This is a genomic window from Paenibacillus sp. FSL R10-2771 (genome assembly GCF_038000205.1).
GTDB lineage: Bacteria > Bacillota > Bacilli > Paenibacillales > Paenibacillaceae > Paenibacillus_AQ > Paenibacillus_AQ phytohabitans.
Window position 1 is genome coordinate 2,566,251 of the sequence record NZ_JBBOBM010000001.1, and the last position, 22,262, is coordinate 2,588,512.

23 protein-coding genes are annotated in these 22,262 nt (G+C 49.7%); all 23 read left to right on the forward strand.

The annotated features are described in order from the left end of the window. The first annotated feature begins 30 nt into the window (after nucleotides 1-30). The 23 genes from sucD (at nucleotide 31) to fliY (ending at nucleotide 22,238) form a co-directional block, all read left to right on the forward strand. Nucleotides 31-960 (forward strand): succinate--CoA ligase subunit alpha, encoded by a 930-nt coding sequence (gene sucD / locus NSU14_RS11055; RefSeq protein WP_042138171.1) that lies wholly within the window; start codon nucleotides 31-33, stop codon nucleotides 958-960. Nucleotides 961-1,144: 184 nt separating this feature from the next. Then, nucleotides 1,145-2,263 (forward strand): DNA-processing protein DprA, encoded by a 1,119-nt coding sequence (dprA, locus tag NSU14_RS11060; RefSeq protein ID WP_340944791.1) that lies wholly within the window; start codon nucleotides 1,145-1,147, stop codon nucleotides 2,261-2,263. 99 nt (nucleotides 2,264-2,362) lie between these two features. Then, nucleotides 2,363-4,459, forward strand: coding sequence for a type I DNA topoisomerase (topA, locus tag NSU14_RS11065; RefSeq protein ID WP_039295145.1), 2,097 nt, complete (start codon nucleotides 2,363-2,365; stop codon nucleotides 4,457-4,459). Between the two features lie 23 nt (nucleotides 4,460-4,482). Beyond that, nucleotides 4,483-5,862: an FADH(2)-oxidizing methylenetetrahydrofolate--tRNA-(uracil(54)-C(5))-methyltransferase TrmFO gene (gene trmFO, locus NSU14_RS11070; protein ID WP_076246945.1), complete on the forward strand. Its 1,380-nt coding sequence runs from the start codon at nucleotides 4,483-4,485 to the stop codon at nucleotides 5,860-5,862. Nucleotides 5,863-6,007: 145 nt separating this feature from the next. Continuing rightward, nucleotides 6,008-6,550: an ATP-dependent protease subunit HslV gene (gene hslV, locus NSU14_RS11075; protein ID WP_039295147.1), complete on the forward strand. Its 543-nt coding sequence runs from the start codon at nucleotides 6,008-6,010 to the stop codon at nucleotides 6,548-6,550. 33 nt (nucleotides 6,551-6,583) lie between these two features. Continuing rightward, nucleotides 6,584-7,984: an ATP-dependent protease ATPase subunit HslU gene (gene hslU, locus NSU14_RS11080; protein WP_076246943.1), complete on the forward strand. Its 1,401-nt coding sequence runs from the start codon at nucleotides 6,584-6,586 to the stop codon at nucleotides 7,982-7,984. A gap of 375 nt (nucleotides 7,985-8,359) precedes the next feature. After that, a complete protein-coding gene (gene flgB / locus NSU14_RS11085; RefSeq protein ID WP_042138163.1) occupies nucleotides 8,360-8,767 on the forward strand; it encodes a flagellar basal body rod protein FlgB in 408 nt (135 codons plus the stop codon). Between the two features lie 6 nt (nucleotides 8,768-8,773). Next, a complete protein-coding gene (gene flgC / locus NSU14_RS11090; protein WP_042138162.1) occupies nucleotides 8,774-9,220 on the forward strand; it encodes a flagellar basal body rod protein FlgC in 447 nt (148 codons plus the stop codon). 24 nt (nucleotides 9,221-9,244) lie between these two features. Beyond that, complete coding sequence (gene fliE, locus NSU14_RS11095; RefSeq protein WP_039295158.1) at nucleotides 9,245-9,553, forward strand: flagellar hook-basal body complex protein FliE; 309 nt, start codon at nucleotides 9,245-9,247, stop codon at nucleotides 9,551-9,553. A 34-nt stretch (nucleotides 9,554-9,587) separates the two neighbouring features. Then, on the forward strand, nucleotides 9,588-11,177 hold the full coding sequence (gene fliF, locus NSU14_RS11100) for a flagellar basal-body MS-ring/collar protein FliF (RefSeq protein WP_042138161.1): 1,590 nt from the start codon (nucleotides 9,588-9,590) through the stop codon (nucleotides 11,175-11,177). A gap of 4 nt (nucleotides 11,178-11,181) precedes the next feature. Continuing rightward, nucleotides 11,182-12,198: a flagellar motor switch protein FliG gene (gene fliG, locus NSU14_RS11105; protein WP_042138160.1), complete on the forward strand. Its 1,017-nt coding sequence runs from the start codon at nucleotides 11,182-11,184 to the stop codon at nucleotides 12,196-12,198. Then, nucleotides 12,191-13,039: a FliH/SctL family protein gene (locus NSU14_RS11110; protein WP_042138157.1), complete on the forward strand. Its 849-nt coding sequence runs from the start codon at nucleotides 12,191-12,193 to the stop codon at nucleotides 13,037-13,039. Before fliG ends, NSU14_RS11110 begins: the two co-directional genes overlap by 8 nt. After that, nucleotides 13,032-14,345 carry a flagellar protein export ATPase FliI gene (gene fliI, locus NSU14_RS11115; protein WP_042141293.1) on the forward strand — a complete coding sequence of 438 codons (1,314 nt, stop codon included), beginning with the start codon at nucleotides 13,032-13,034 and terminating at the stop codon, nucleotides 14,343-14,345. Before NSU14_RS11110 ends, fliI begins: the two co-directional genes overlap by 8 nt. Before the next feature lie 6 nt (nucleotides 14,346-14,351). After that, nucleotides 14,352-14,795 (forward strand): flagellar export protein FliJ, encoded by a 444-nt coding sequence (fliJ, locus tag NSU14_RS11120; RefSeq protein WP_039295167.1) that lies wholly within the window; start codon nucleotides 14,352-14,354, stop codon nucleotides 14,793-14,795. An 18-nt stretch (nucleotides 14,796-14,813) separates the two neighbouring features. Next, the gene (locus tag NSU14_RS11125) at nucleotides 14,814-15,770 is read left to right on the forward strand and encodes a magnesium transporter MgtE N-terminal domain-containing protein (RefSeq protein WP_231575158.1); all 957 of its coding nucleotides are present in this window, start codon (nucleotides 14,814-14,816) and stop codon (nucleotides 15,768-15,770) included. Nucleotides 15,771-15,792: 22 nt separating this feature from the next. Next, nucleotides 15,793-17,253 carry a flagellar hook-length control protein FliK gene (locus NSU14_RS11130; protein WP_340944796.1) on the forward strand — a complete coding sequence of 487 codons (1,461 nt, stop codon included), beginning with the start codon at nucleotides 15,793-15,795 and terminating at the stop codon, nucleotides 17,251-17,253. Nucleotides 17,254-17,279: 26 nt separating this feature from the next. Further along, a complete protein-coding gene (gene flgD / locus NSU14_RS11135) occupies nucleotides 17,280-17,765 on the forward strand; it encodes a flagellar hook assembly protein FlgD (RefSeq protein ID WP_042138154.1) in 486 nt (161 codons plus the stop codon). Then, on the forward strand, nucleotides 17,762-18,145 hold the full coding sequence (locus NSU14_RS11140; protein ID WP_042138152.1) for a TIGR02530 family flagellar biosynthesis protein: 384 nt from the start codon (nucleotides 17,762-17,764) through the stop codon (nucleotides 18,143-18,145). Before flgD ends, NSU14_RS11140 begins: the two co-directional genes overlap by 4 nt. A gap of 124 nt (nucleotides 18,146-18,269) precedes the next feature. Continuing rightward, nucleotides 18,270-19,088, forward strand: coding sequence for a flagellar basal body rod protein FlgG (gene flgG / locus NSU14_RS11145; RefSeq protein WP_039295174.1), 819 nt, complete (start codon nucleotides 18,270-18,272; stop codon nucleotides 19,086-19,088). A gap of 122 nt (nucleotides 19,089-19,210) precedes the next feature. Beyond that, nucleotides 19,211-19,435 (forward strand): flagellar FlbD family protein, encoded by a 225-nt coding sequence (locus tag NSU14_RS11150; RefSeq protein ID WP_039295177.1) that lies wholly within the window; start codon nucleotides 19,211-19,213, stop codon nucleotides 19,433-19,435. Further along, complete coding sequence (locus NSU14_RS11155) at nucleotides 19,432-19,899, forward strand: flagellar basal body-associated FliL family protein (RefSeq protein WP_039295180.1); 468 nt, start codon at nucleotides 19,432-19,434, stop codon at nucleotides 19,897-19,899. The genes NSU14_RS11150 and NSU14_RS11155 overlap by 4 nt, the downstream gene beginning before the upstream one ends. 40 nt (nucleotides 19,900-19,939) lie before the next feature. After that, entirely contained in the window at nucleotides 19,940-20,938 is a 999-nt protein-coding gene (gene fliM, locus NSU14_RS11160) for a flagellar motor switch protein FliM (protein WP_042138150.1), read from the forward strand. Continuing rightward, the gene (gene fliY / locus NSU14_RS11165; RefSeq protein WP_076246935.1) at nucleotides 20,928-22,238 is read left to right on the forward strand and encodes a flagellar motor switch phosphatase FliY; all 1,311 of its coding nucleotides are present in this window, start codon (nucleotides 20,928-20,930) and stop codon (nucleotides 22,236-22,238) included. Before fliM ends, fliY begins: the two co-directional genes overlap by 11 nt. Nucleotides 22,239-22,262 lie beyond the last annotated feature (24 nt).

Here is a 22,262-nt window from a genome sequence, read left to right on the forward strand (position 1 = left end):
GACAATAAAAGTGAGGATGTGACCTGACGCATGAGCATTCTTGTAGATAAACATACGAAAGTCATCACACAGGGAATTACGGGCGCTACGGGCTTATTTCATACTAAAGGGGCACTGGATTACGGCACCCAGATGGTAGGCGGGGTAACCCCGGGCAAGGGAGGAACCTTTGTTCAGATCACGCTTGACAATGGCACGGAAGCCAGTCTCCCGGTATTTGATACGGTCGTTGCCGCCAAAGCAGCTACAGGTGCAACCGCCAGTGTGATCTATGTACCGCCTGCCTTCGCGGCTGATTCCATAATGGAAGCTGTGGATGCTGAAATGGAACTTGTCATTTGTATCACAGAAGGCATTCCTGTGTTGGATATGGTTAAAGTATCAAGATATATGGAGGGCCGTTCTACTGTATTGATTGGTCCCAACTGTCCGGGGGTTATCACGCCAGGAGAATGTAAAATCGGGATTATGCCGGGTTATATTCATATGCCTGGTTATGTAGGGGTTGTCTCGCGGAGCGGAACATTAACCTATGAAGCTGTACATCAGCTGACGGAGCGTGGTATCGGCCAGTCTTCGGCTGTAGGTATCGGCGGGGATCCGGTCAAGGGATCGGAGTTCATTGATATTCTGAAGCTGTTTAATGATGACCCGGGCACCAAAGCAGTCATCATGATCGGAGAGATCGGCGGGACGGCAGAGGAAGAAGCGGCTCAGTGGATTAAAGAGAATATGACAAAGCCTGTAGTCGGCTTTATCGGGGGCGTTACTGCGCCTCCCGGCAAACGGATGGGCCATGCCGGGGCGATTATTTCAGGCGGCAAAGGAACGGCCAGCGAGAAGATCGCTGTGCTGGAGTCCTGCGGGATCAAGGTCGCGCCAACGCCTGCGGAGATGGGCTCTACGCTCGTCAGTGTGCTTGAGGAACGCGGCATTCTGAATGCTTTCACCACCCACTAGAGCTCAGTCTGCAGAATCACAGAAAGATCACTGCTTTTACCGCTGATTCATGTATAATCATTTTAAAGGTAAGCAACCTTTTGTCCCGGAGTACCGGGGTGAAGGGTTGCTTTTTTTTGTCTTTTTTCGGCAGTTTATGTAATCATTAAGGAAGGCTGGCCCTTCCGTATAGGAGAGAGTGCATATGGAAACGCGGGATCTGCTGTTCGGTTTGAATGAAGTAGAAGGCATTGGATGGAAAAGTATGGACAGAATACGCCAGGCGGGCCTTTTAACGAATGAAGCTTTGTCCTGTTCCGTTACAGATTGGGAGCGGGCCGGAATCAGCGGCAAAATTTCGGCCAGACTTAACGCTGTCTTTAATGAAGAATGGATTCTGCAGCGCCGCTCTTTAATGGAAGCAAGCGGGGTTTCGATGGTGACTTTGCTGGATGAAGGGTACCCTGTCCAGTTAAAGGAAACCCCTCAGCCGCCTTGGGTTTTGTATTATCGCGGCCGTCTGGAGCTGGCTTCCCGTCCTTCTGTAGCTATGGTTGGTACCCGTGTGCCTACTGCCTATGGACGCAAGATTGGTGAAATGCTGGCTGAACAGCTCAGTGCGGCCGGTCTCACGGTTATAAGCGGCCTGGCGAGAGGGATTGACAGTGTCTGTCACGAAGCTGCATTGACGGGAGCCGGAAGTACCATTGCGGTGGTCGCAACGGGGCTGGATAAGGTCTATCCGCCTGAGAACCGTGAGCTGGAGCAGCAGATTTCACGTGTCGGGCTTGTGCTTAGCGAATATCCGCTGGGCACCCCGAGCCATCCCGGGTTATTTCCGCAGCGCAACCGGATTATCGCCGGACTGTCGCTCGGCACGGTGGTGGTCGAAGCAGACAGCCGAAGCGGTTCCCTGATTACCGCCGACGCTGCGCTAGAAGCAGGAAGGGATGTGTTTGCTGTCCCGGGTCCGCTCACCTCGCCCAAGAGCAGAGGCGCATTAGAGCTGATTAAACAAGGTGCGAAGGTGGTAACAAGCTCCGCGGATATCGTGGAAGAATACTTAGCTTATCTGCCTGGAAAGGGTACTTCAGGGACTCCGGCAAGCGGTTCCGGGCCTTCCGCCGGAGACGGGTTAATCGAAAAGAAATTGACAAGTGAGGAGTTACACCTTTACCATATACTGCATCAAGGCCCCTTTACACTCGATGAGCTCCTGGCGTCCACGAGGTGGGATTTTGGACATTTGCATTCAGTTCTGTTATCTTTAATCATAAAAAAAGCGGTAACACAATTGCCGGGTGCAATTTATAAGGTAATTTAATATAGAAGTAACCGTGTTAAGCATAGACTCTTGATTTCCGCCGGGCCTGAGGGCAGGTTCAGGAGGATATATGCTTACAAACTTTTGGGAGGAAAACCTATGGCAGATGCGTTGGTTATTGTAGAGTCACCGGCAAAAGCAAAAACGATTGGTAAATATCTGGGCAGTAAATATATTGTAAAGGCATCAATGGGACATATCAGAGATTTGCCGAAAAGTCAGATTGGTGTGGAAGTGGAGAATGATTTCAACCCCAAATATATAACGATCCGCGGCAAAGGCTCTATCTTGAAGGAACTCAAGGATGCCAGCAAAAAAGTGAAAAAAGTCTATCTCGCAGCTGACCCGGACCGCGAAGGTGAAGCTATTGCCTGGCATTTGGCGCATGCGCTGGATTTGGACAACACACAGGAATGCCGGGTTGTCTTTAATGAGATTACGAAGCAGGCAGTGAAGGATGCTTTCAAGACTCCGCGCAAAATTAACATGGATCTTGTGAATGCCCAGCAGGCCCGCCGTATTCTGGACCGGCTCGTCGGATACAAGATTAGCCCCCTATTATGGAAGAAAGTCAAAAAAGGCCTGTCCGCAGGACGGGTACAATCGGTAGCTGTGAAGATTATTATGGACCGCGAGAACGAAATCTCTGCTTTTGTTCCCACAGAATACTGGAGTATTACTGCGAAGCTGGGCATCCGCGATTCCCTGTTCGAAGCCAAGTTCCACAAGCTCAATGGCGACAAAAAAGAGCTGGGCCAGGAGAGCGATGTACAGGAAGTATTGGATGCTATTAAGAATTCCGCCTTCCAGGTTAAAGAGGTAAAAGAGAAAGAAAGACAACGGCATCCTTCCGCTCCGTTTACAACAAGCTCACTGCAGCAGGAAGCTGCGCGTAAGCTGGGCTTCCGCGCATCCAAGACCATGTCTGTTGCTCAGCAGCTCTATGAGGGGGTTGAGCTGGGCAAGGAAGGCACTGTCGGTTTAATTACCTATATGCGTACGGATTCCACCCGTCTGTCTGCTACGGCCCAGGAAGAAGCTAAGGAGCTGATCCTCTCCAAATACGGTGAGAAGTTCGTTCCCGAGACACCGCGCCAGTATTCCAAGAAAGCTGCGGGAGCCCAGGATGCGCATGAAGCGATCCGTCCTACCTCGGCGCTCCGTGAGCCTGACATGGTCAAAGAATTCCTGAGCCGTGACCAGTTCCGCCTGTATAAACTGGTTTGGGAGCGTTTTGTTTCCAGTCAAATGTCTTCAGCCCTGCTTGATACGCTGTCTGTGGATATTACAGCAGGCACTGCGATTTTCAGAGCCGTCGGGTCCAAGGTTTCTTTCCCGGGCTTCATGAAGGTATACGTAGAAGGCAATGATGACGGCACAACGGATGAGGAGAAGTATCTGCCGCCGCTTAAGGCCGGCGATGACTTAACCAAGCATGATATCGAGCCGAAGCAGCATTTCACTCAGCCGCCTCCAAGATATACGGAAGCGCGTCTGGTCAAAACGCTGGAAGAACTGGGGATCGGCCGTCCGAGTACGTATGCGCCAACACTGGAGACGATCCAGAAGCGCGGATATGTAGCGATTGAAGAGAAGAAGTTCATGCCGACCGAACTCGGTGAGCTGATCATAGAGCAAATGGAAGAGTTCTTCCCGGAAATTCTGGATGTGGAATTCACAGCCCATATGGAAGGGGATCTTGACCATGTGGAGGAAGGTGCTGAGGACTGGGTGAAAGTGCTGGCCCAGTTCTATGAATCTTTTGAGAAACGTCTCCTCTACGCCGAAGAAGAAATGAAGGAAATTGAGATTGAAGATGAAGTTTCCGATGAGCTATGCGAGAAATGCGGGAAGCCGATGGTCTACAAGCTGGGCCGTTTCGGTAAATTCCTGGCCTGCTCCGGATTCCCGGACTGCCGTAATACGAAGCCGATCATCAAGGATATCGGAGTAAGCTGTCCGAAATGTCATGAGGGTAAGGTTGTTGAGCGCCGCAGCAAGAAAGGCCGTGTCTTCTACGGCTGCGATCAGTATCCGGGCTGTGACTTTGTATCCTGGGATAGACCGTCGGTTAAACCATGTCCTGTCTGCGGCTCCTGGATGGTAGAGAAGCGCAACAAACAGGGAACTAAGCTGCAATGCACTTCTTGTGATCATACCGAGGCAGTGCTGGACAACGAAGAGCTGGCAGAATAATTGTGTTACAGGAGGAAAGGAAATTGACTGATATAGCTAAAGTAACTGTGATTGGAGCCGGACTTGCCGGCAGTGAAGCCGCCTGGCAGATTGCCTCGCGCGGGGTTCCGGTCAGATTATATGAGATGCGTCCGGTTGTGAAGACACCGGCGCATCATACGGACCAGTTCGCCGAACTGGTCTGCAGTAACTCTCTGCGGGCCAACGGCCTTGGCAATGCGGTAGGTGTGCTCAAGGAGGAAATGCGCCGTTTGGACTCGCTGGTACTAGGGGCAGCCGACCGGCATGCGGTTCCGGCCGGAGGCGCACTTGCCGTAGACCGCGATGGATTCTCCGGTGAGATTACATCAATGCTGCATAATCACCCTCTGGTAGAAGTCATAAATGAAGAACTTGCGCATATACCGGAGGAAGGGATTGTTGTCATTGCGACAGGCCCGCTGACCTCTCCGGCACTCTCCGCTGAGATTAAAGGGCTGCTTGGCGAGGAGTATTTCTACTTCTATGATGCGGCTGCCCCGATTGTCGAGAAGGACACCATTGATATGAGCAAGGTGTATTTGGCCTCCCGATACGACAAAGGTGAAGCTGCATACCTGAACTGTCCGATGACGGAAGAGGAATTCGATGTTTTTTATGATGCACTGATCTCGGCTGAGACTGCCGCACTCAAAGATTTTGAGAAAGAGATTTACTTCGAAGGCTGTATGCCGATCGAGATTATGATGAAGCGCGGCAAGCAGACAGCGCTCTTCGGGCCGATGAAGCCCGTAGGTCTGATGAATCCTCATACAGGGAAGCTTCCTTACGCGGTTGTGCAACTTCGTCAGGATAATGCAGCGGGAACGCTTTATAACCTGGTTGGCTTCCAGACCCATTTGAAGTGGGGCGAACAAAAACGCGTGTTTTCACTTATCCCCGGGCTTGAGAACGCAGAGTATGTCCGTTATGGTGTCATGCACCGCAATACATTTATCAATTCTCCCAAGCTTCTGCATCCTACCTATCAAATGAAGGGACGGGAAAGACTGTTCTTTGCCGGCCAGATGACAGGGGTTGAAGGTTATGTGGAGTCTGCGGCTTCAGGTATGATCGCCGGTATGAATGCTGCCAGAGCGGCACTCGGTGAGGACGGTCTGGTCTTCCCGCAGGATACTGTGCTGGGCAGCATGCCGGCCTACATTACTTCCGCAGATCCCGAGCATTTCCAGCCGATGAACGCCAACTTTGGCTTGCTGCCAAAGCTTGAAACGAGATTCCGCAGTAAAAAAGAGAAAAACGAACGCCTGGCTTACCGTGCGCTGGACAGTCTTGCTGCCTATGCTGCAGACAAAGGCCTGGCCTATACTGAGCCGGAGGTCGTAGAACCTCAGCTTACCGAAGCGGAAAGTCCGGCACAATAAAACTTAAACGCAAGCTTCCGGGACGGTTTGTCCGAAGCTGGTCCGGAAGCTTATGCCATAACACTAAGTGTATGCTTCCGGATCAGGTTTCTTCCAAGCTGTTTCGGGATGCTAACGCTCACAAAAATTTAGGAGGGTGCCCATTATGTTACCCAGCTTTCATGCGACTACGATTTGTGCGGTAAGACATGACGGCCATGCCGCGATTGCCGGCGATGGTCAGGTTACATTCGGAGAGAGTGTCATTATGAAGACGACGGCCAAGAAGGTCCGCCGCCTGTACAGAGGACAAGTAATTGCCGGTTTTGCGGGCTCCGTAGCGGATGCGATTACTTTGTTTGAGAAGTTTGAGGGTAAGCTGGAAGAGCATCACGGCAATCTGCAGCGGGCTGCAGTAGAACTGGCCAAGGACTGGCGCCAGGATCGTATCCTGCGCAAGCTGGAAGCGCTCATGATCGTGATGGACAAGGAAGGCATGCTGCTTATTTCCGGTAACGGCGAAATTATTGAACCCGATGATGACGTGTTGGCAATTGGCTCCGGCGGTAACTTTGCGCTGGCTTCCGGTCGCGCGCTCAAACGTCATGCATCGCACCTGGGCGCAGCGGATATTGCCAGAGAAGCTCTGCAGATCGCTTCCGAGATCTGTGTGTATACCAACTCCAATATTATTGTCGAACAATTATAGGCATGGTGCCATAGAAAGAGGGAGGAAGTCACAATGGTGAATCAATCGCTTACACCCCGCCAGATCGTAGCAGAGCTGGATAAATATATCGTAGGTCAGAAACAGGCTAAGAAATCGGTGGCCGTTGCTCTCCGCAACCGGTATCGGCGCAGCCTTTTATCCGAAGAGCTCCGGGATGAGGTTGTTCCTAAGAATATTCTCATGATTGGTCCTACAGGTGTCGGCAAAACGGAGATCGCACGGCGTCTGGCCAAGCTGGTCAATGCACCGTTCATCAAAGTGGAAGCCACTAAATTTACCGAAGTCGGCTACGTAGGCCGTGATGTGGAATCGATGGTCCGTGACCTGGTAGAGACCTCAATCCGTATGGTGAAGCTGGAACGCACCGAGAAGGTCAAGGACCGTGCTGAAGAACTGGCGAACGACCGCATTGTAGCAATACTGGTTCCTTCGATCTCGAAGGGCAAAACGCAGCGCAATCCGTTCGAGATGATTTTTGGCGGCAATAACGGCGGTGGGGAGGAAGCCAAAGAAGAGCCGGAGGACGGTAGTCTGAGCGAGCGGCGCAGAGGCATTAAGTTCAAGCTGCTGGCGGGTCAGCTTGAGGACGATATCATTGAAATCGATGTGGAAGACACCACTCCTTCGATGATGGATATGTTTGCCGGCCAAGGAAATGACCAGATGGGCATGAACATGCAGGAAATGTTCGGCAGCCTGCTGCCTAAGCGTACGAAGAAGCGCAAGCTGCCGATCCGTGAAGCCCGTAAGGTGCTGATTCAGGATGAGGCTGCCAAGCTGATTGATACGGATGATATGATTCAGGAGTCGGTAGCCCGCGCAGAGCAGTCCGGTATTATTTTTATCGATGAGATTGATAAGGTGGCCAGCCAGGGTAAAGGCTCCGGTCCGGATGTATCCCGTGAAGGGGTGCAGCGCGATATCCTGCCTATCGTTGAAGGTTCCACTGTGATGACCAAATACGGGCCTGTGAAGACGGATTACGTATTATTCATCGCTGCCGGAGCTTTTCATATTGCCAAGCCTTCGGACCTAATTCCTGAGCTTCAGGGACGTTTCCCGATCCGTGTGGAGCTGAGTAGTCTTACTCTTGAGGATTTTGTCTCTATTCTGACCGAACCGGAGAACGCGCTGACGAAGCAATATGTTCATCTGCTGCAGACCGAGAACATCGAAATTCAGTTCCAGAAGGAAGCGATTCAGGAAATTGCCAAAATCGCCGCTTCCGTGAATCAGAATATGGAGAATATCGGGGCCCGTCGCCTGCATACGATTCTGGAGAAGCTGCTGGAGGACCTATCCTTCGAAGCGCCGGAGCTGACACTGGAGACAATGGTCATTACTCCGGAGTATGTTCGCGAAAAACTGGCAGGAATCGCCCAGGATCGCGATTTAAGCCAATATATCCTTTAAAGCGACAGTGCGATATCCCGCTAAATTAGGTATTAAGAATTATAGCTATGCAAATTTAATTCGAAAAACGTGCATGAAGAGTTAAATAATAGTAATTAAAAGAATTATTTGGAATAAAAAAGGTAGAAAATTGTAAAAACATGCTTTAAGCCCTCTCTTTTCAGAAAAGATAGGGCTTATTTCTTATTGTAATAATATACAAATTCTAAGAGAATCAATGTATGTGAGATTGACATAAGAATCATCCATCGACAGCGTTCGACCTGCACTCGACAAATTAATGAAAATTTTAGCTTTTTTTGTCGAAAGTAAGCAGGAATTCGGGGGAAGTTGTGGAATTCTTTTCATTATGATAGGTTTGGAAGGGGGATTACCATGGGTTTGCTGAACAGTGTCAGTTTTCAAAGATTACAGGGAGGCCTAGATGCCGCCACCAAACGACAAAGTGTTCTGGCTAATAACGTTGCAAATGTTGATACGCCGAATTTCAAACGCTCTGATGTCAGTTTTGAAAGTTTCCTGAGACAACAGGAGAGCGGTGTGAAACCTACGCTGAGTGCGAAAGTATCAGACTCCCGGCATTTCCAATTTGGAACAGTAACCGGCGTGCCAACTGCTGTTGTCAGCACAGATGAGACTACTTCTATGAACAACAACGGCAATAATGTGGATATGGACCGCGAACAGGCACTGAGCGCCGAGAACCAGCTGAGGTATAACTCTTACGTTGAACAGTTGAACAGTCAGATTACTATGATGCGTACAGTTGTGCAGGGAGGGTAATAAATAATGAACTTTGGTAGCAGCTTTGGAATAAGCGCCTCGGCATTGACTGCCCAGCGCCTGCGGATGGATGTGATCTCCTCCAATATCGCAAATGCCGAGACAACCAGGGCTTCCGTGGTTGACGGCAAAGCCGTACCTTACCGCCGTAAGCTTGTAGTGCTGGAAACAGCCCAGGCTGATAGCTTCTCTAACATACTAGATTCAAAAATGAGCGGCGGCAGCGAAGGTGTTAAAGTGAAGTCGATTATTGAGGATACTTCACCGCTGAAGCCCGTATACAATCCAAGTCATCCGGATGCTGATGTTGACGGATATGTGTACATGCCGAATGTGGATCTTACGAAGGAAATGGTGGACATGCTGTCTGCCTCACGTTCTTATGAAGCGAATGTAACGATGCTTAATGCGTCCAAAGCGATGGTGGGTAAGGCGCTCGAAATCGGCCGTTAATTGAATTGATTAGGAGGAGAATAATTGATACAGAACTTATTGATTGGAACTCAGGCTGTACAGCCGCTGGCTATGAAACCCGTAGCATCAGAGGCTTCAGCCGTCTCCGAAACGGGACAAAGCTTTGGTTCATACCTGGAGAATGCCCTTAATCAGGTGGCGGACCAGGAGCAGCAGGCTAAAGACATGAGTAACAAATTTGTTTTGGGAGAAGTCAACATTGATGAAGCTATGATTTCGTCCCAACAGGCATTGCTGAGTTTGCAGTTGACTACACAAGTCCGGAACAAAGTAATTGAAGCCTATCAGGAAATTATGAGAACTCAAATCTAAATGATCCTAGCTACGTTTCGGATGGGGTGACACTGTGAATGAAAGATTGGCCCAGTACCGGGAGAAGATCACCCTGTATTGGAACAGATTCAGCGGTAAACAGAAAATATTGTTTTTCTCCACTCTGTTTATCATCATAATAATAATCGTAGTTTTGACCATGCAATTATCAAAGACAGAATATGAAGTTGCTTTTCAGGATCTGGACAGTACCGATTCCGCGGGAGTTATGACTTATTTGGATACTTCGGGGATTCCTTACCGTTTAAGTCCGGATGGAAAGAGTATATCAGTACCCAGTACTGACGCCGCGCGCATCAAGATAGCCATTGGCTCGCAGGGGATCGTACAGGAAGGTTCGATCGGGTACAAAGTATTTGATGAATCTTCTTCGATGATTGGGACTACAGACAGTGAATTCAACGTGAAGTATAATAATGCCCTTAACGGCGAAGTTGAGCAGCTGATGAGAAGAATGCAGGGGATTAAAGATGTCAAGGTTCTGATTACCCTGCCGAAGGAAACTGTGTTTGCCTCTCAGGAGGATCAGGAGAAAGCGTTGGCTTCCGTGGTGCTTAGCTTCAATCCCGGATTTAGGCCTACACAGGATAATATCGACGGGTACTTCAATCTCGTAAAGACCGCTGTGCCGAATTTGCCGGTTGACAACATTACGATTACTAATAATGAAGTCGAATTGATGCCGACATCCAAAGGCGGACAAGCTGGCGTGTCCAGCCAGGTTGAAGAGAACTTCGCTTTGCAGAAGAAATTCGAAGATGATGTCAAGAAAGATGTCAAGCAATTCCTGAGTACGCTCACGGGTCCCGATAAAGTGGATGTTCTGGTGTTCTCCAAGCTCAATTTCGATAAGGAAAACCGTCAGGAAGAAATCGTACTGCCGGTAGATGCGGAGAATATGAAAGGGATTGAGATCAGTTCGCAAATTATCAGCAATACTTATTCGGGTCAAGGGAATACATCCGGTGGGGTTGCTGGTACAGGGTCGGAAGATGTCTCTGGATATCCTTCGGGGACTGACTCGGGTACTTCTTCTTCTGAGGAATCGTCGGAGACCAGGAACTATGAAGTGAATCGAATCACCAAAGATATTATTGCAAGCCCATATACTGTTAAAGATTTAACCATTAATGTAGCAGTTGAACCACCTAATGGGCAAACAACTTTGGATGATACAACTTCAGCGGCGATCCAGAATATTCTGGTCAATATTGTCCGTGCTTCGTTGGCAGATTCAGGTATTACTTATACAGACGCCGATTTAACCAAAAAAGTTTCGGTGTTCTCGCAACAATTTGGCAGTACGGCGGCGGATGCAGCATCCGGCGGACTGGCTAACTGGATGATCTGGGCAATTGGCGGAGCCGCATTGCTGGTCGGTGCGGGCGGCGGTTACCTCATCTACCGCAGCCGCAAGAATAAGCAGGAGGAAGAAGCGGAAGATGATATTCCGCTGCAGGTTCCTACCGAGTTTCCTTCTATTAATATGGAGAGCGTGACGAATGAAAGTCAGGTCCGCAAGCAGCTGGAAAGTCTGGCGAAGAAAAAGCCGGATGAATTCGTAAACCTGCTGCGTACATGGCTTGCTGAAGAACAGAGGTGAAGGAATGGCAAAAGCTAGCCAGCAGGGACTTAGCGGCCGTCAAAAGGCGGCGATCCTGCTTATCACACTAGGGCCTGAAGTATCGGCACAAATTTTTAAACATTTAAGAGATGAGGAAATCGAGCAGCTGACTCTGGAAATTGCGAATGTCCGCAAGGTGGACAGCGTGGAGAAAGAGTCGATCATGTCAGAATTCCATCAAATCTGTCTTGCTCAAGAATATATCTCTCAAGGCGGTATTAACTATGCCAAGGAGATACTCGAGAAAGCACTGGGTTCAGCCAAAGCGCTTGAAGTTATTAACCGACTGACGGCGACGCTGCAGGTAAGACCGTTCGATTTTGCGCGCAAAGCAGACCCGAACCAGATTCTCAACTTTATCCAGAACGAAAATGTCCAGACTATTGCACTAGTACTCTCTTATTTGCAGTTTGAACAAGCTGCCTCTATCCTGTCTTCCCTGCCTCAGGAGAAGCAGGCCGAGGTTGCCCGGAGAATAGCGATTATGGACAGCACTTCTCCTGAGGTGGTCACCCAGATTGAACGGGTTCTGGAACAGAAGCTGTCGGCTACAGTTACCCAGGATTACACAAATGCGGGCGGTATTGAATCGATTGTACAGATTCTGAACGGTGTTGACCGTGGTACGGAACGTACCATTCTCGACTCGCTGGAAATACAGGATCCGGAGTTGGCGGAAGAAATCAAGAAGCGGATGTTCGTCTTCGAGGATATCGTCAATGTGGACAACCGTTCAATCCAGCGCATCATCAAAGATATCGACAATGCAGATTTGCAGCTCGCGCTCAAGGTGGCCAGCGAGGAAGTGCGGGATGTTATTTTCCGCAATATGTCCAAGCGTATGGCCGAAACCTTCCGCGAAGAAATGGAATACATGGGTCCTGTGCGGCTGCGTGATGTGGAAGAAGCACAGACCCGCATCGTAGGCACGATCCGCAGACTCGAAGAGTCTGGTGAAATTATCATCGCCCGTGGCGGAGGAGATGACATTATTGTCTAAGCTGATCAAACATTCTCAATATGTTCCGGTAGATGTGCTGAAGCGGCTGGAGCAGGCCAGACATCATGCAGGACTTACCGAAGATCCTGTTGCCGAGGAGGCTCCTGGCGAAGTCCACTATCAGGATCCCGCCAGGGAAGCGGCAGAGCAGGCACGCAAGCAAATGCTGAAAGATGCCCAGGAGTTTGCTGAAGGGCAGGTCCGCAGTGCATCTCAGGAAGCTGAGAATATTATGGAATCAGCACGGAATGAAGCTGAAGAATGGTGGCGGCAGCGCAGGGAGCAGGACGAGCATCTTGTGGAAGCCGTCAAGTCCGAAGGGTTTCAGCAAGGCTACCAGGAAGGTCTCGCCCATGCGGAGCAGGAGATGTCCCAGCGGCTTGCCGAGATGATGGAGGAAGCAAGAACTGTACTTCAGGAAGCGTACCGGGCAAGAGATGTGATTATTCAGGAAGCTGAACCTTTTCTGGTAGAGTTGAGCTGCGATATTGCCGAGAAAATAGTGGACAAGCAGCTGACCGTGGAACCGCAATTTGCAATGGAGCTGATCCGCAAGAATCTGGCCCGCAAGCGCGAGCAGGGGTTGATTTCCTTATGTGTCTCTCCGGCACAGTTCGCGTTTGTCAACGCAGCGCGAGAAGAGCTTTCACTCGCCGTGGACTCACAGGCTGAGCTGCAGATTCTTCCGGATTCAACGGTTAAGGATCAGGGCTGTGTCATCCGCTCCTCCTTTGGCAGCATCGACGCACGTGTGGATACCCAGCTGGCTGAGATCAAAAAAGAACTGCTGCGAATCGCCCTGGACGTAGGTGAACACAGAAATGGGGAAGACGATGCTTGACAGCGGAAGATACAAAGAACAGCTGCGTAATTTTGACCCGGTCCGGATTAACGGCAAGGTTACCCAGGTCATCGGACTGATGGTGGAGTCGGAAGGCCCGGATGCCAGCATCGGTGATGTGTGCTTTATTTATCCCGCCAAAGGAACTAAGCCGCTTCAGGCAGAGGTCGTCGGATTTCGTGACAACAAGGTGCTGCTGATGCCGCTTGGAGAACTGCAGGCCATCGGGCCTGGCTGTGATGTTGTCGGCACAGGCAAGCCGCTGAGTGTACAGGTAGGCTCGGAGCTGCTGGGCAAGGTGCTTGACGGTTTGGGCCAGCCGCTTGACGGCTCACTCATTCCTGCCCGAATGCCGCACAGCTCGACCTTCAACATTCCTTCCAACCCGCTTAACCGTCCGCGAGTAGCTGAACCTATCAGCATCGGGGTCAGAGCGATTGACGGACTTCTCACCATCGGTAAAGGACAGCGGGTCGGCATTTTTGCAGGCTCTGGTGTCGGCAAAAGTACACTGATGGGAATGATCGCCCGTAACACTTCGGCAGATGTGAATGTTATTGCCCTTATCGGTGAGCGGGGCAGAGAAGTGCTTGATTTCATTGAGCGCGACCTGGGGCCGGAAGGGCTGCAGCGTTCGGTGGTTATCGTGGCTACTTCGGATCAGCCGGCGCTGATCCGGATCAAAGGTGCCTTGATTGCCACTACAATCGCCGAATATTTCCGAGACCGCGGACTGAATGTCATGCTGATGATGGACTCGGTTACCCGTTATGCCATGGCTCAGCGCGAGGTTGGGCTGGCGGTAGGTGAACCTCCTGCAATGAGAGGGTACACCCCGTCGGTGTTTGCCAGTCTTCCTAAACTGCTGGAGCGGGCCGGAACTGGCCCCACAGGGTCCATCACCGCATTTTATACAGTGCTGGTTGACGGTGACGATATGAACGAGCCGATCGCCGATGCTGTGCGCGGTATCCTGGATGGACATATTGTCCTGAACCGGAATATCGCGAATAAAGGACATTTCCCGGCAATCGATGTTCTCTCCAGCATCAGCCGTGTGATGAAGGATATAGCACCGGAAGAGCAGATTGCTGCAGCAGAGAATGTAAAGCGCCTTATGGCAGTCTATAAGGATTCCGAGGATCTGATCAATATCGGAGCTTACCAAAGAGGCTCGAACGCCCAAATTGATGAATCGATGCATTACATCGACAGCATCTGGGATTTCACCAAGCAAAAAGTGAATGAGAAGGTAACCCTTAGCGATGTGCAGCAGTCTTTAATTTCACAGTTCTCGAGGAGTTGATTGATCATGAGATTCCATTATACTTTTCAAAAAGTGGTGGACTTGAAGGGTAACGAAAAAACACAGGCAGAGTGGATGCTCTCAAGCGCGCTCGGAGAACTGCAGGCACAGGAAAAAAGCCTTGATGAATTAATTATACAGCGCAATGCGGTAATGTCGTCTTTACAGAGTGCAGCTGAGCAAAAGACACCTATGGCTAAGCTTCGCGAAATGCAGGATTATGTGGATTATCTGGATAAGTGCATTGCCCGCAAGCATTCCGATATCAGCCGGGCGCATATAGAGGTTCAGAGCAAGCAGGATCATCTCAGTACCAAGGTTCTGGATGAGAAGGTATGGCTCAAGGCCAAAGACAAAGCACAAACAGCATTTCTGCAGAATATGAGTTTACGGGAACAAAACGAACTGGATGAGATGGCTACCGTCCGCTTCGCGATGAAATCCCTCTAACCCGGGAGGTTTCCGCTAGTGGCAAATAATCAAATGGAACTTGAAGATGAAGGGTCGGCAGGTAAATTCGAGCGTTTTTTATTCTTGATGATTCCGATCATCTTCACGCTTGTACTGCTTGGAGTACTGTTGACCCTATTTAATATGGACATCCGGAATAATGTCCTTGAGATTGCGAACAAGATTCCTGTGGTGGAGAAATGGGTGCCAGAACCTGCCCCGGATCCGGATTCAGATACCGCCGGAGAAACCGCAGATGATCCGCAAGCTGAAAGTAAAGAGCAGGCTGCGAGTTCGGAGAGCACAATTAAAGAGCTGAAGTCTCAGCTTAACGCGCAGGCAGCGCAGCTGAAACAGGCAGAAGAAGACAAGGCGTCCGAGGCTAACAAAGCTGAGGCGCTTCAGAAGCAGATTGACGGGATGAAGGAAGAAGCGGCGGCAGTTGCAGCAACGGAGGAAGAGGAAGATCCATATCTCAAGCAGGTTACGGATCTGGCCAAGCTGTATGCGGGAATGAAGGCCTCCAAAGCTGCACCGATTATGGAGAACTTGACCACAGATGAAATGGTCCAAATCTTCAGTGTGATGAGCAATGCCAGCAAAACGGCCATCTTGGAAAAAATGGACCCGAAAAAAGCTGCGGATGTATCTATAAAGCTAAAAGAAACAACGAATTCAACCGATATGGCTATTGCAGCCCTTCAATCGAGACTGAAACAGGATGAAGCCGGTACAACCAAGGCTGCAGCCTCAGCCAATCTTGATCAGGAGAAGCTCAGCCAGACTTTTACCTCAATGCCTGCTGCTGACGCGGCTACACTGCTGGGTTCAATGTACAGCATTAGCCCGGATAAGGTCATCACCATACTGAATACAGTCAGTGATACTGTCCGCTCCTCTATCCTGGGGGAGATGACCAAGAATGACAGCGCACAGACAGCCAAAATTGTAAACCGGCTGATGGGCGGTAAATAACACTTGAAGGGAGGTGAAAAAGATGAGTTTAATCGTACAATCATTAAGTGCAGGTAACCTGGCTGCTGCCGGTGGAACGTCAACGGGTACCAGTGGAACTGCCAGTACGGCTACACCTTTTGCCCAGACGCTTGTACAAAGCATGGGAGGCACTACTGCTAAAGGGACGGAAGCACCTGTATTAGGCAATCTGGCTTCCTTGCTGCAGGGTCTTCTGAACGCGGTACAGACCAAGGGTGAAGAGTCCGCCAGTACGGACGCCAAGAAATCAGAACTTCTGGAAGGTCTAACTCAGGACATGGAGAATCTGGATGCAAGTCTGGAGGCTGATCCCGCACTGCTTGCTGCTCTTCAAGGGTGGATTCTTCAAGTGTCGGCGCTCTTATCCGGTAATACTCCGGCTGAACAGACAGATGCATCAGACACTGGAGCAGTAGCATCAACAGGTCTGTCGCCTCTTGCCCAGAACCCGGAAACCCTGCGCTTTGCAGTCCAGGATGAGCTGAACAGCCTGGTCCAACTGGTTCAGGATGCAGCTGTAAGCGGAAGTGAAGAAACAGTAGCCAAAGGTGCTGCACTGTTGAATCAATTCTCGGCTATTCTGGCTGAAAGCGTGCCTGCCGATAACAAACCGAAGCTTAAGACAGTAAGTACAACAGAGGTTTCGTCATCATCGCTTAAGCAGGCATCCGGAACAGAAACCAAACAGAATGTTGATGATAGTAGAAGAGTAGTTTCAAACATCCGTACATTTTTAGATGCCGCAGTTAAGACGGAATCTGCTCCAGTACCAGCAGCAGTAAACGGTACAACCGTAACTGCAGAAGAGAGCCCTCAGGTTCCTGCCACTGGTATAGCTCCAGTGAAGGAGACGGCAACTGCCGAGGAAGCTTTGCCTGCCGTCAAAACATCAGCTGGCGAACCTGAAATCGTTACAGCAGGCCAGTTGTCAATCAGTAACGGAATTTCCGCACCACTGAAAGCACCATCCTCTCCAGTGCCGGTTCAGCAATTCGCTCAGGAAATGAACACTTTTATCAGCGGTAAATTGGAGATCGTCAAAAAGGGCGGAGTAGCTGAGGCTACAATCACCTTATTCCCGGAGAATCTTGGACAAGTCGATGTGAAAATATCGATGCAAAATGGTAATCTGGTTGCCCAATTCCTGACCCAGCATAGCGGGACGAAGGATATTCTTGAGCAGCAGATGAACCAGCTTCGTTTAGCTTTACAGTCCCAAGGCCTTCAGGTAGAAAGGCTTGAGGTAACCCAGAACAACCCATCGGCTCAGTCACAATGGACCGGACAGCAGGGTCAACAGACGGGAGCTGGCGGACAACAGCAGGGCAGACGCTCTAGAGAGCGCCAGGAAGAATCAGCAGATGCGGTACTAGCCGCAGAGCTTAATGGAGAATGGAAAGATTGGGTCTCGGCAACGCAGCAAGATAATAATCAGAACGGCAGTTTTTCGGCCAAAGTATAATAACTGGACAAGCGAGGTGAAATGAAATGGCAACAACGAATCCCGTTTCCGGCAGTAACTCATGGAATTACGTTTCGGATAATTCAACTACCAAGACAACAGGCAGCTCGACACTGGGCAAGGATCAATTTCTTAAAATATTGATTACCCAGCTGCAGAATCAGGACCCGATGCAGCCGATGGAGGATAAGGAATTTATCGCCCAGATGGCCCAGTTCTCATCTGTCGAACAGCTAATGAACATTTCCACCCAGCTTACGGCACTGAATCAGTCACTAGGTTCTGTATCCGGTCTGATCGGCAAAGATGTCACTTGGATGGATGCCCAAACCAAATTACCGAAATCAGGCAATGTAGCATCCATTGTTGTGAGCAGCGGTGTACAGTACGCGGTTGTAGGCAGTGAGCGGATCGCCTTATCAGATATCACACAAATTCAGAATCCCTCTGCTGAACCGGCAGCGGGCGGTGATACTTCAACGGGCGGCGGGGAGAGCGGGGCGACCACATGAGCGACAGACTGACAATAGGCCAGCTGTATCCGGCGAGTGTACACCCTTCAACGCTGCAACGTCAGCAGTCAGCCAAGAGCTCTGTAAGCTCTGAAGCTTCATTTGAGAGCGTGCTGCAGAAGAATATACTGAAGTTCAGCAATCATGCGGCAAAGCGGCTTGAACAGCGGGGGATTGAGCTTGGCAGCCGCCAATTGGACCAAATCTCGTCTGCGGTAGACAAGGCAGCAGCCAAGGGCAGCAAAGAATCGCTGATCCTGATGAAAGATATGGCGTTAATCGTAAGTGTTGCGAACCGTACCGTAGTTACAGCTATGGATGGGAAGTCTATGAAAGATAATGTATTTACGCAGATTGACAGTGCAGTAATTATTTCATGAACCGGCTGGTCCTAACTGGAGAGCCGGAATGTCCGCCGACCGACTGACGCGGGCATCACTCCAATTTCCATCATTCTAATTTTAAGAGTCTGCAAAGACTCTAAATCCGGGAGGACGACAAATAATGTTAAGATCTATGTATTCAGGAGTATCAGGTATGCGCGGGTTCCAGACTAAGCTGGACGTTATCGGTAACAATATTGCCAACGTCAACACCATCGGCTTCAAATCAGGCCGCGTAATGTTCAAGGACATCATGAGCCAAACGGTATCCGGTGTTACGGCACCTGTTGAAGGCGGACAAGGCGGGGTTAATGCCAAACAGATCGGGCTAGGGGTAAGCATTGGTTCTGTGGACACGATGCATTTGGCGGGCAGTGCCATGACTACTAATAACCCTACGGATCTGCGGATTGATGGGGATGGATTCTTCCTAGTGGGTCTGACTGATGATCAGGAGACACCATTTCTGACACGTGCTGGCGACTTTCATGTGGATTCTAACCGGAATCTTGTGACCTCGGATGGAATGCATGTGCTTAGTTCAGGTGGAGAAGCTATTCAATTAGATGAAGGTGCTACCGCATTCTCCATCTCCAATGATGGTACGATTTTGCAAACGTTGGAGGACGGAACAATAAATTCAGATTTAGTGATCGGTGTTGCCAAAGTTAGCAACCCGCAAGGTCTTGAGAAAATCGGCGGCAATCTGTACCGGATGACGTTGAATGCCAACGCAGAGGGAGCGCTGGAACCGACTACTGCCAACAATGCTGAAGTAGGAACAGGCTCAATTGTTGCCGGCCAGCTGGAAATGTCTAACGTCGATCTGACGAACGAGTTCACGGAGATGATCGTGTCACAACGTGGTTTCCAGGCGAACTCACGTATTATTACAACTTCAGATGAAGTACTCCAGGAAGTTGTTAACCTCAAGCGTTAAGTTTTTGAGAATATGAGGGTTAGTCATAAACTTGCTGTATAATAGTAACTTTCCGCCTGAGGCGGTATTGTTATTATAGTCGTGGGGGGGACTCCTCCCCCTATTTTGTTAGGAGGCCTGTTATGATTTCGGTAACAAGATTGAATGGGGCGGCGATGTGGTTAAATGCCCTGCTGGTTGAAATGGTTGAAGAATCCCCGGATACGTATATCACGCTCGTAACCGGCAAAAGGCTGATTGTGCTTGAAAAGGCTGATGAAGTCATTGAGAAGATCAAGGAATACAACAGGGACATAGGCACACATGCTGCCACCATTAAAGTCCAATCGATGGAGGAGCTTTCATGAAGAAGATGATGCCATGGCTCATTACGATTTTACTGGCGATTACGCTCATTGTAGTAGCCGCATTTTTACTAATGGACAGGTTTTTCCCCAGTGATGCGAATGATGTAAATCAGGCTGTCCAGAACGTGGAAGCCAAGAGACTAAGCGCGGATGAAATCGTCGCCTTGACGGCGGAGATCACTGATATCAAAACTAATCTTGCCGATCCCGATTATATCCTTTCAGTTGACATCGCGTTTCAGCTAGATTCAGCGAAGTCCAAGGAAGAATTCGAAAAGATAAAAGCTATTAAAATTGCACCGCTTATTATCAAAGCGATTGCCGATGCCCGGCCTGAGGATTTAAACGGGGCCAGCGGCAAAGATCAATTCAGCAGCAAACTGGTGAACATAATCAATAAGAATTTGACTGAAGGCACGATTACCCAGATCGAATTCACCAAATTCATCTTGGCACCAATGTAACTGCTGGCGGGATAATTCTTTGATGGGGGGGTGATTGAAATTGGTTGATGTACTATCACAAAATGAAATTGATGCTCTGCTCGCTGCACTCTCATCCGGTGAAATGGATGCCGATGAACTAAAAAAAGAAGAAACCCAGAAAAAAATCCGCTCTTACGATTTCAAACGGGCCGTACGCTTCTCCAAAGATCATATCCGCAGTCTTACCCGGATCCATGATAACTTTGCCCGCTACCTTACAACGTACTTTTCGGCCCAATTGCGCACTTTTGTACAAATCAGTGTCGTTCAAGTAGAGCAGCTCCCTTATGATGAGTTTATCCGCTCTATACCCAAAATGACGATACTGAATATTTTTGAAGCCGAACCTTTAGAGGGCCGAATGGTTATGGAGGTGCATCCGAATATTGCCTTTGCCATGCTGGACAGACTGCTTGGCGGATTTGGTACAGCACCTTCGAAGATTAACGCCCTGACTGAAATCGAAACGACAATTATGGAGAGAATTTTCAGCAGATGTTTCGAAAGTCTGCAGGAAGCCTGGAAGACAGTTCTGGACATCCATCCACGGATGGAAGCACTGGAAACGAATCCGCAGTTTATGCAAATTGTATCGCCAAATGAAACGATTGCCCTTATCTCCCTCAGCACCAAAATTGGAGATACCACCGGGATGATCAACCTCTGTATCCCTCACGTTGTTCTTGAGCCGATTATGTCGAGGCTGTCTGTTCACCAGTGGTTTGTATCCGAGAAGAAGGTGCGGGATGAGATAGAGCTTGAAGCCATCCGGGCAAGAGTTCACCGGGCTCAGCTTCCGATAGTAGCAGAGCTGGGTGAATCGAGGTTATCTATTGCTGAATTTCTCGGGCTCAGTGTCGGCGACGTGATTTCTCTTAACAAGACTGTGGATTCCGGACTGTCAATCAAGGTAGGGGACAAGCTGAAATTCATCGGAAGTCCTGGGATAATCAAAGAACGTGTGGCTGTGCAAATAGACGAGATTGTCAGCGAAGGGGTTGAAGAGTTTGACGAGTAAAGATTATTTGTCCCAAGAAGAGATAGATGCTCTTCTTAGACAGTCTGCGGAAGGTAACCTGGCTCCCTCGCCGAAGACAGTGGATGATTATTTAACACCTTTTGAACAGGATGCGCTGGGAGAGATCGGTAATATCACATTCGGCAGTGCAGCGACTGCGCTGTCCACTCTGCTCGGCAAAAAGGTTGATATCACGACTCCTAAGGTATCGATTATTACCCGCAGTGAGTTCGAGGAAGCATTCCCTAAACCTCATGTCGCAGTTCATGTACAGTATGTGGACGGTTTCCAGGGGATCAATTCACTGGTCATCAAGATCAGGGATGCACAGGTCATTGCCGATTTAATGCTTGGCGGTGAAGGAGAACCCAAAGACGAGGAATTGAATGAAATTCATATCAGCGCCGTGCAGGAAGCCATGAATCAGATGATGGGCTCATCCGCTACTTCCATGTCGACTATATTTAACAGATTCGTCAATATTTCTCCTCCGGGCATCGATATTCTAAATATGTCCAGTGGAGAAGGGGTTGGAAGCCTGCCGGATGATGAAACATTAATCCAGATTTCGTTCCGGCTGAAGATCGGCGATTTGATCGATTCCACGATTATGCAGCTGCTGCCTGTGCCTTTCGCCAAAGACATGGTGACCATGCTATTGGGCGATGTCAGCCAGGCTGACCAGGAAGCGGCCGTTACGTCGACCGCAACACCTCCCAAACCCGCCGCCGTACCAGAACCTGCTCCGGCAGCACCTCCGGTACAGCAGCAGATGCCGGCACCTGACCCTGGAGGGATCCCTCCTCAATATCCGCCGCAGGGGATGCCGCCATATCCGGGAATGCCTGAAGGTGGCTATTATTATCCTCCGGCCGGTATGCCAGCCTATGGAATGCCGGGTATGCCGCCTTACGGAATGCCGCCTCAAGGAATGCCATATCCGCAGGCGCCGCCGCAGAATTCTGCACCTAATCGCAATGTGAATGTGCAGCCGGTACAATTTGCCAACCTCAGTGCAGGGGCTTTTGGCAATATTGACGAAAATAATTTAAATTTATTGATGGACATACCACTGAGAGTGACCGTAGAATTAGGAAGGACCCAGAAGCAGATCAAAGATATTCTGGAAATGTCGCAAGGTTCGATAATCGAACTGGACAAACTGGCGGGCGAGCCTGTTGACATTCTGGTTAACAACAAGCTCATTGCCAAAGGGGAAGTCGTAGTTATAGACGAAAACTTCGGTGTCCGCGTTACGGATATCGTCAGCCAGTGGGACCGTATACAAAAATTACAATAAGCATACTTAGGGAGGATTTTGTAA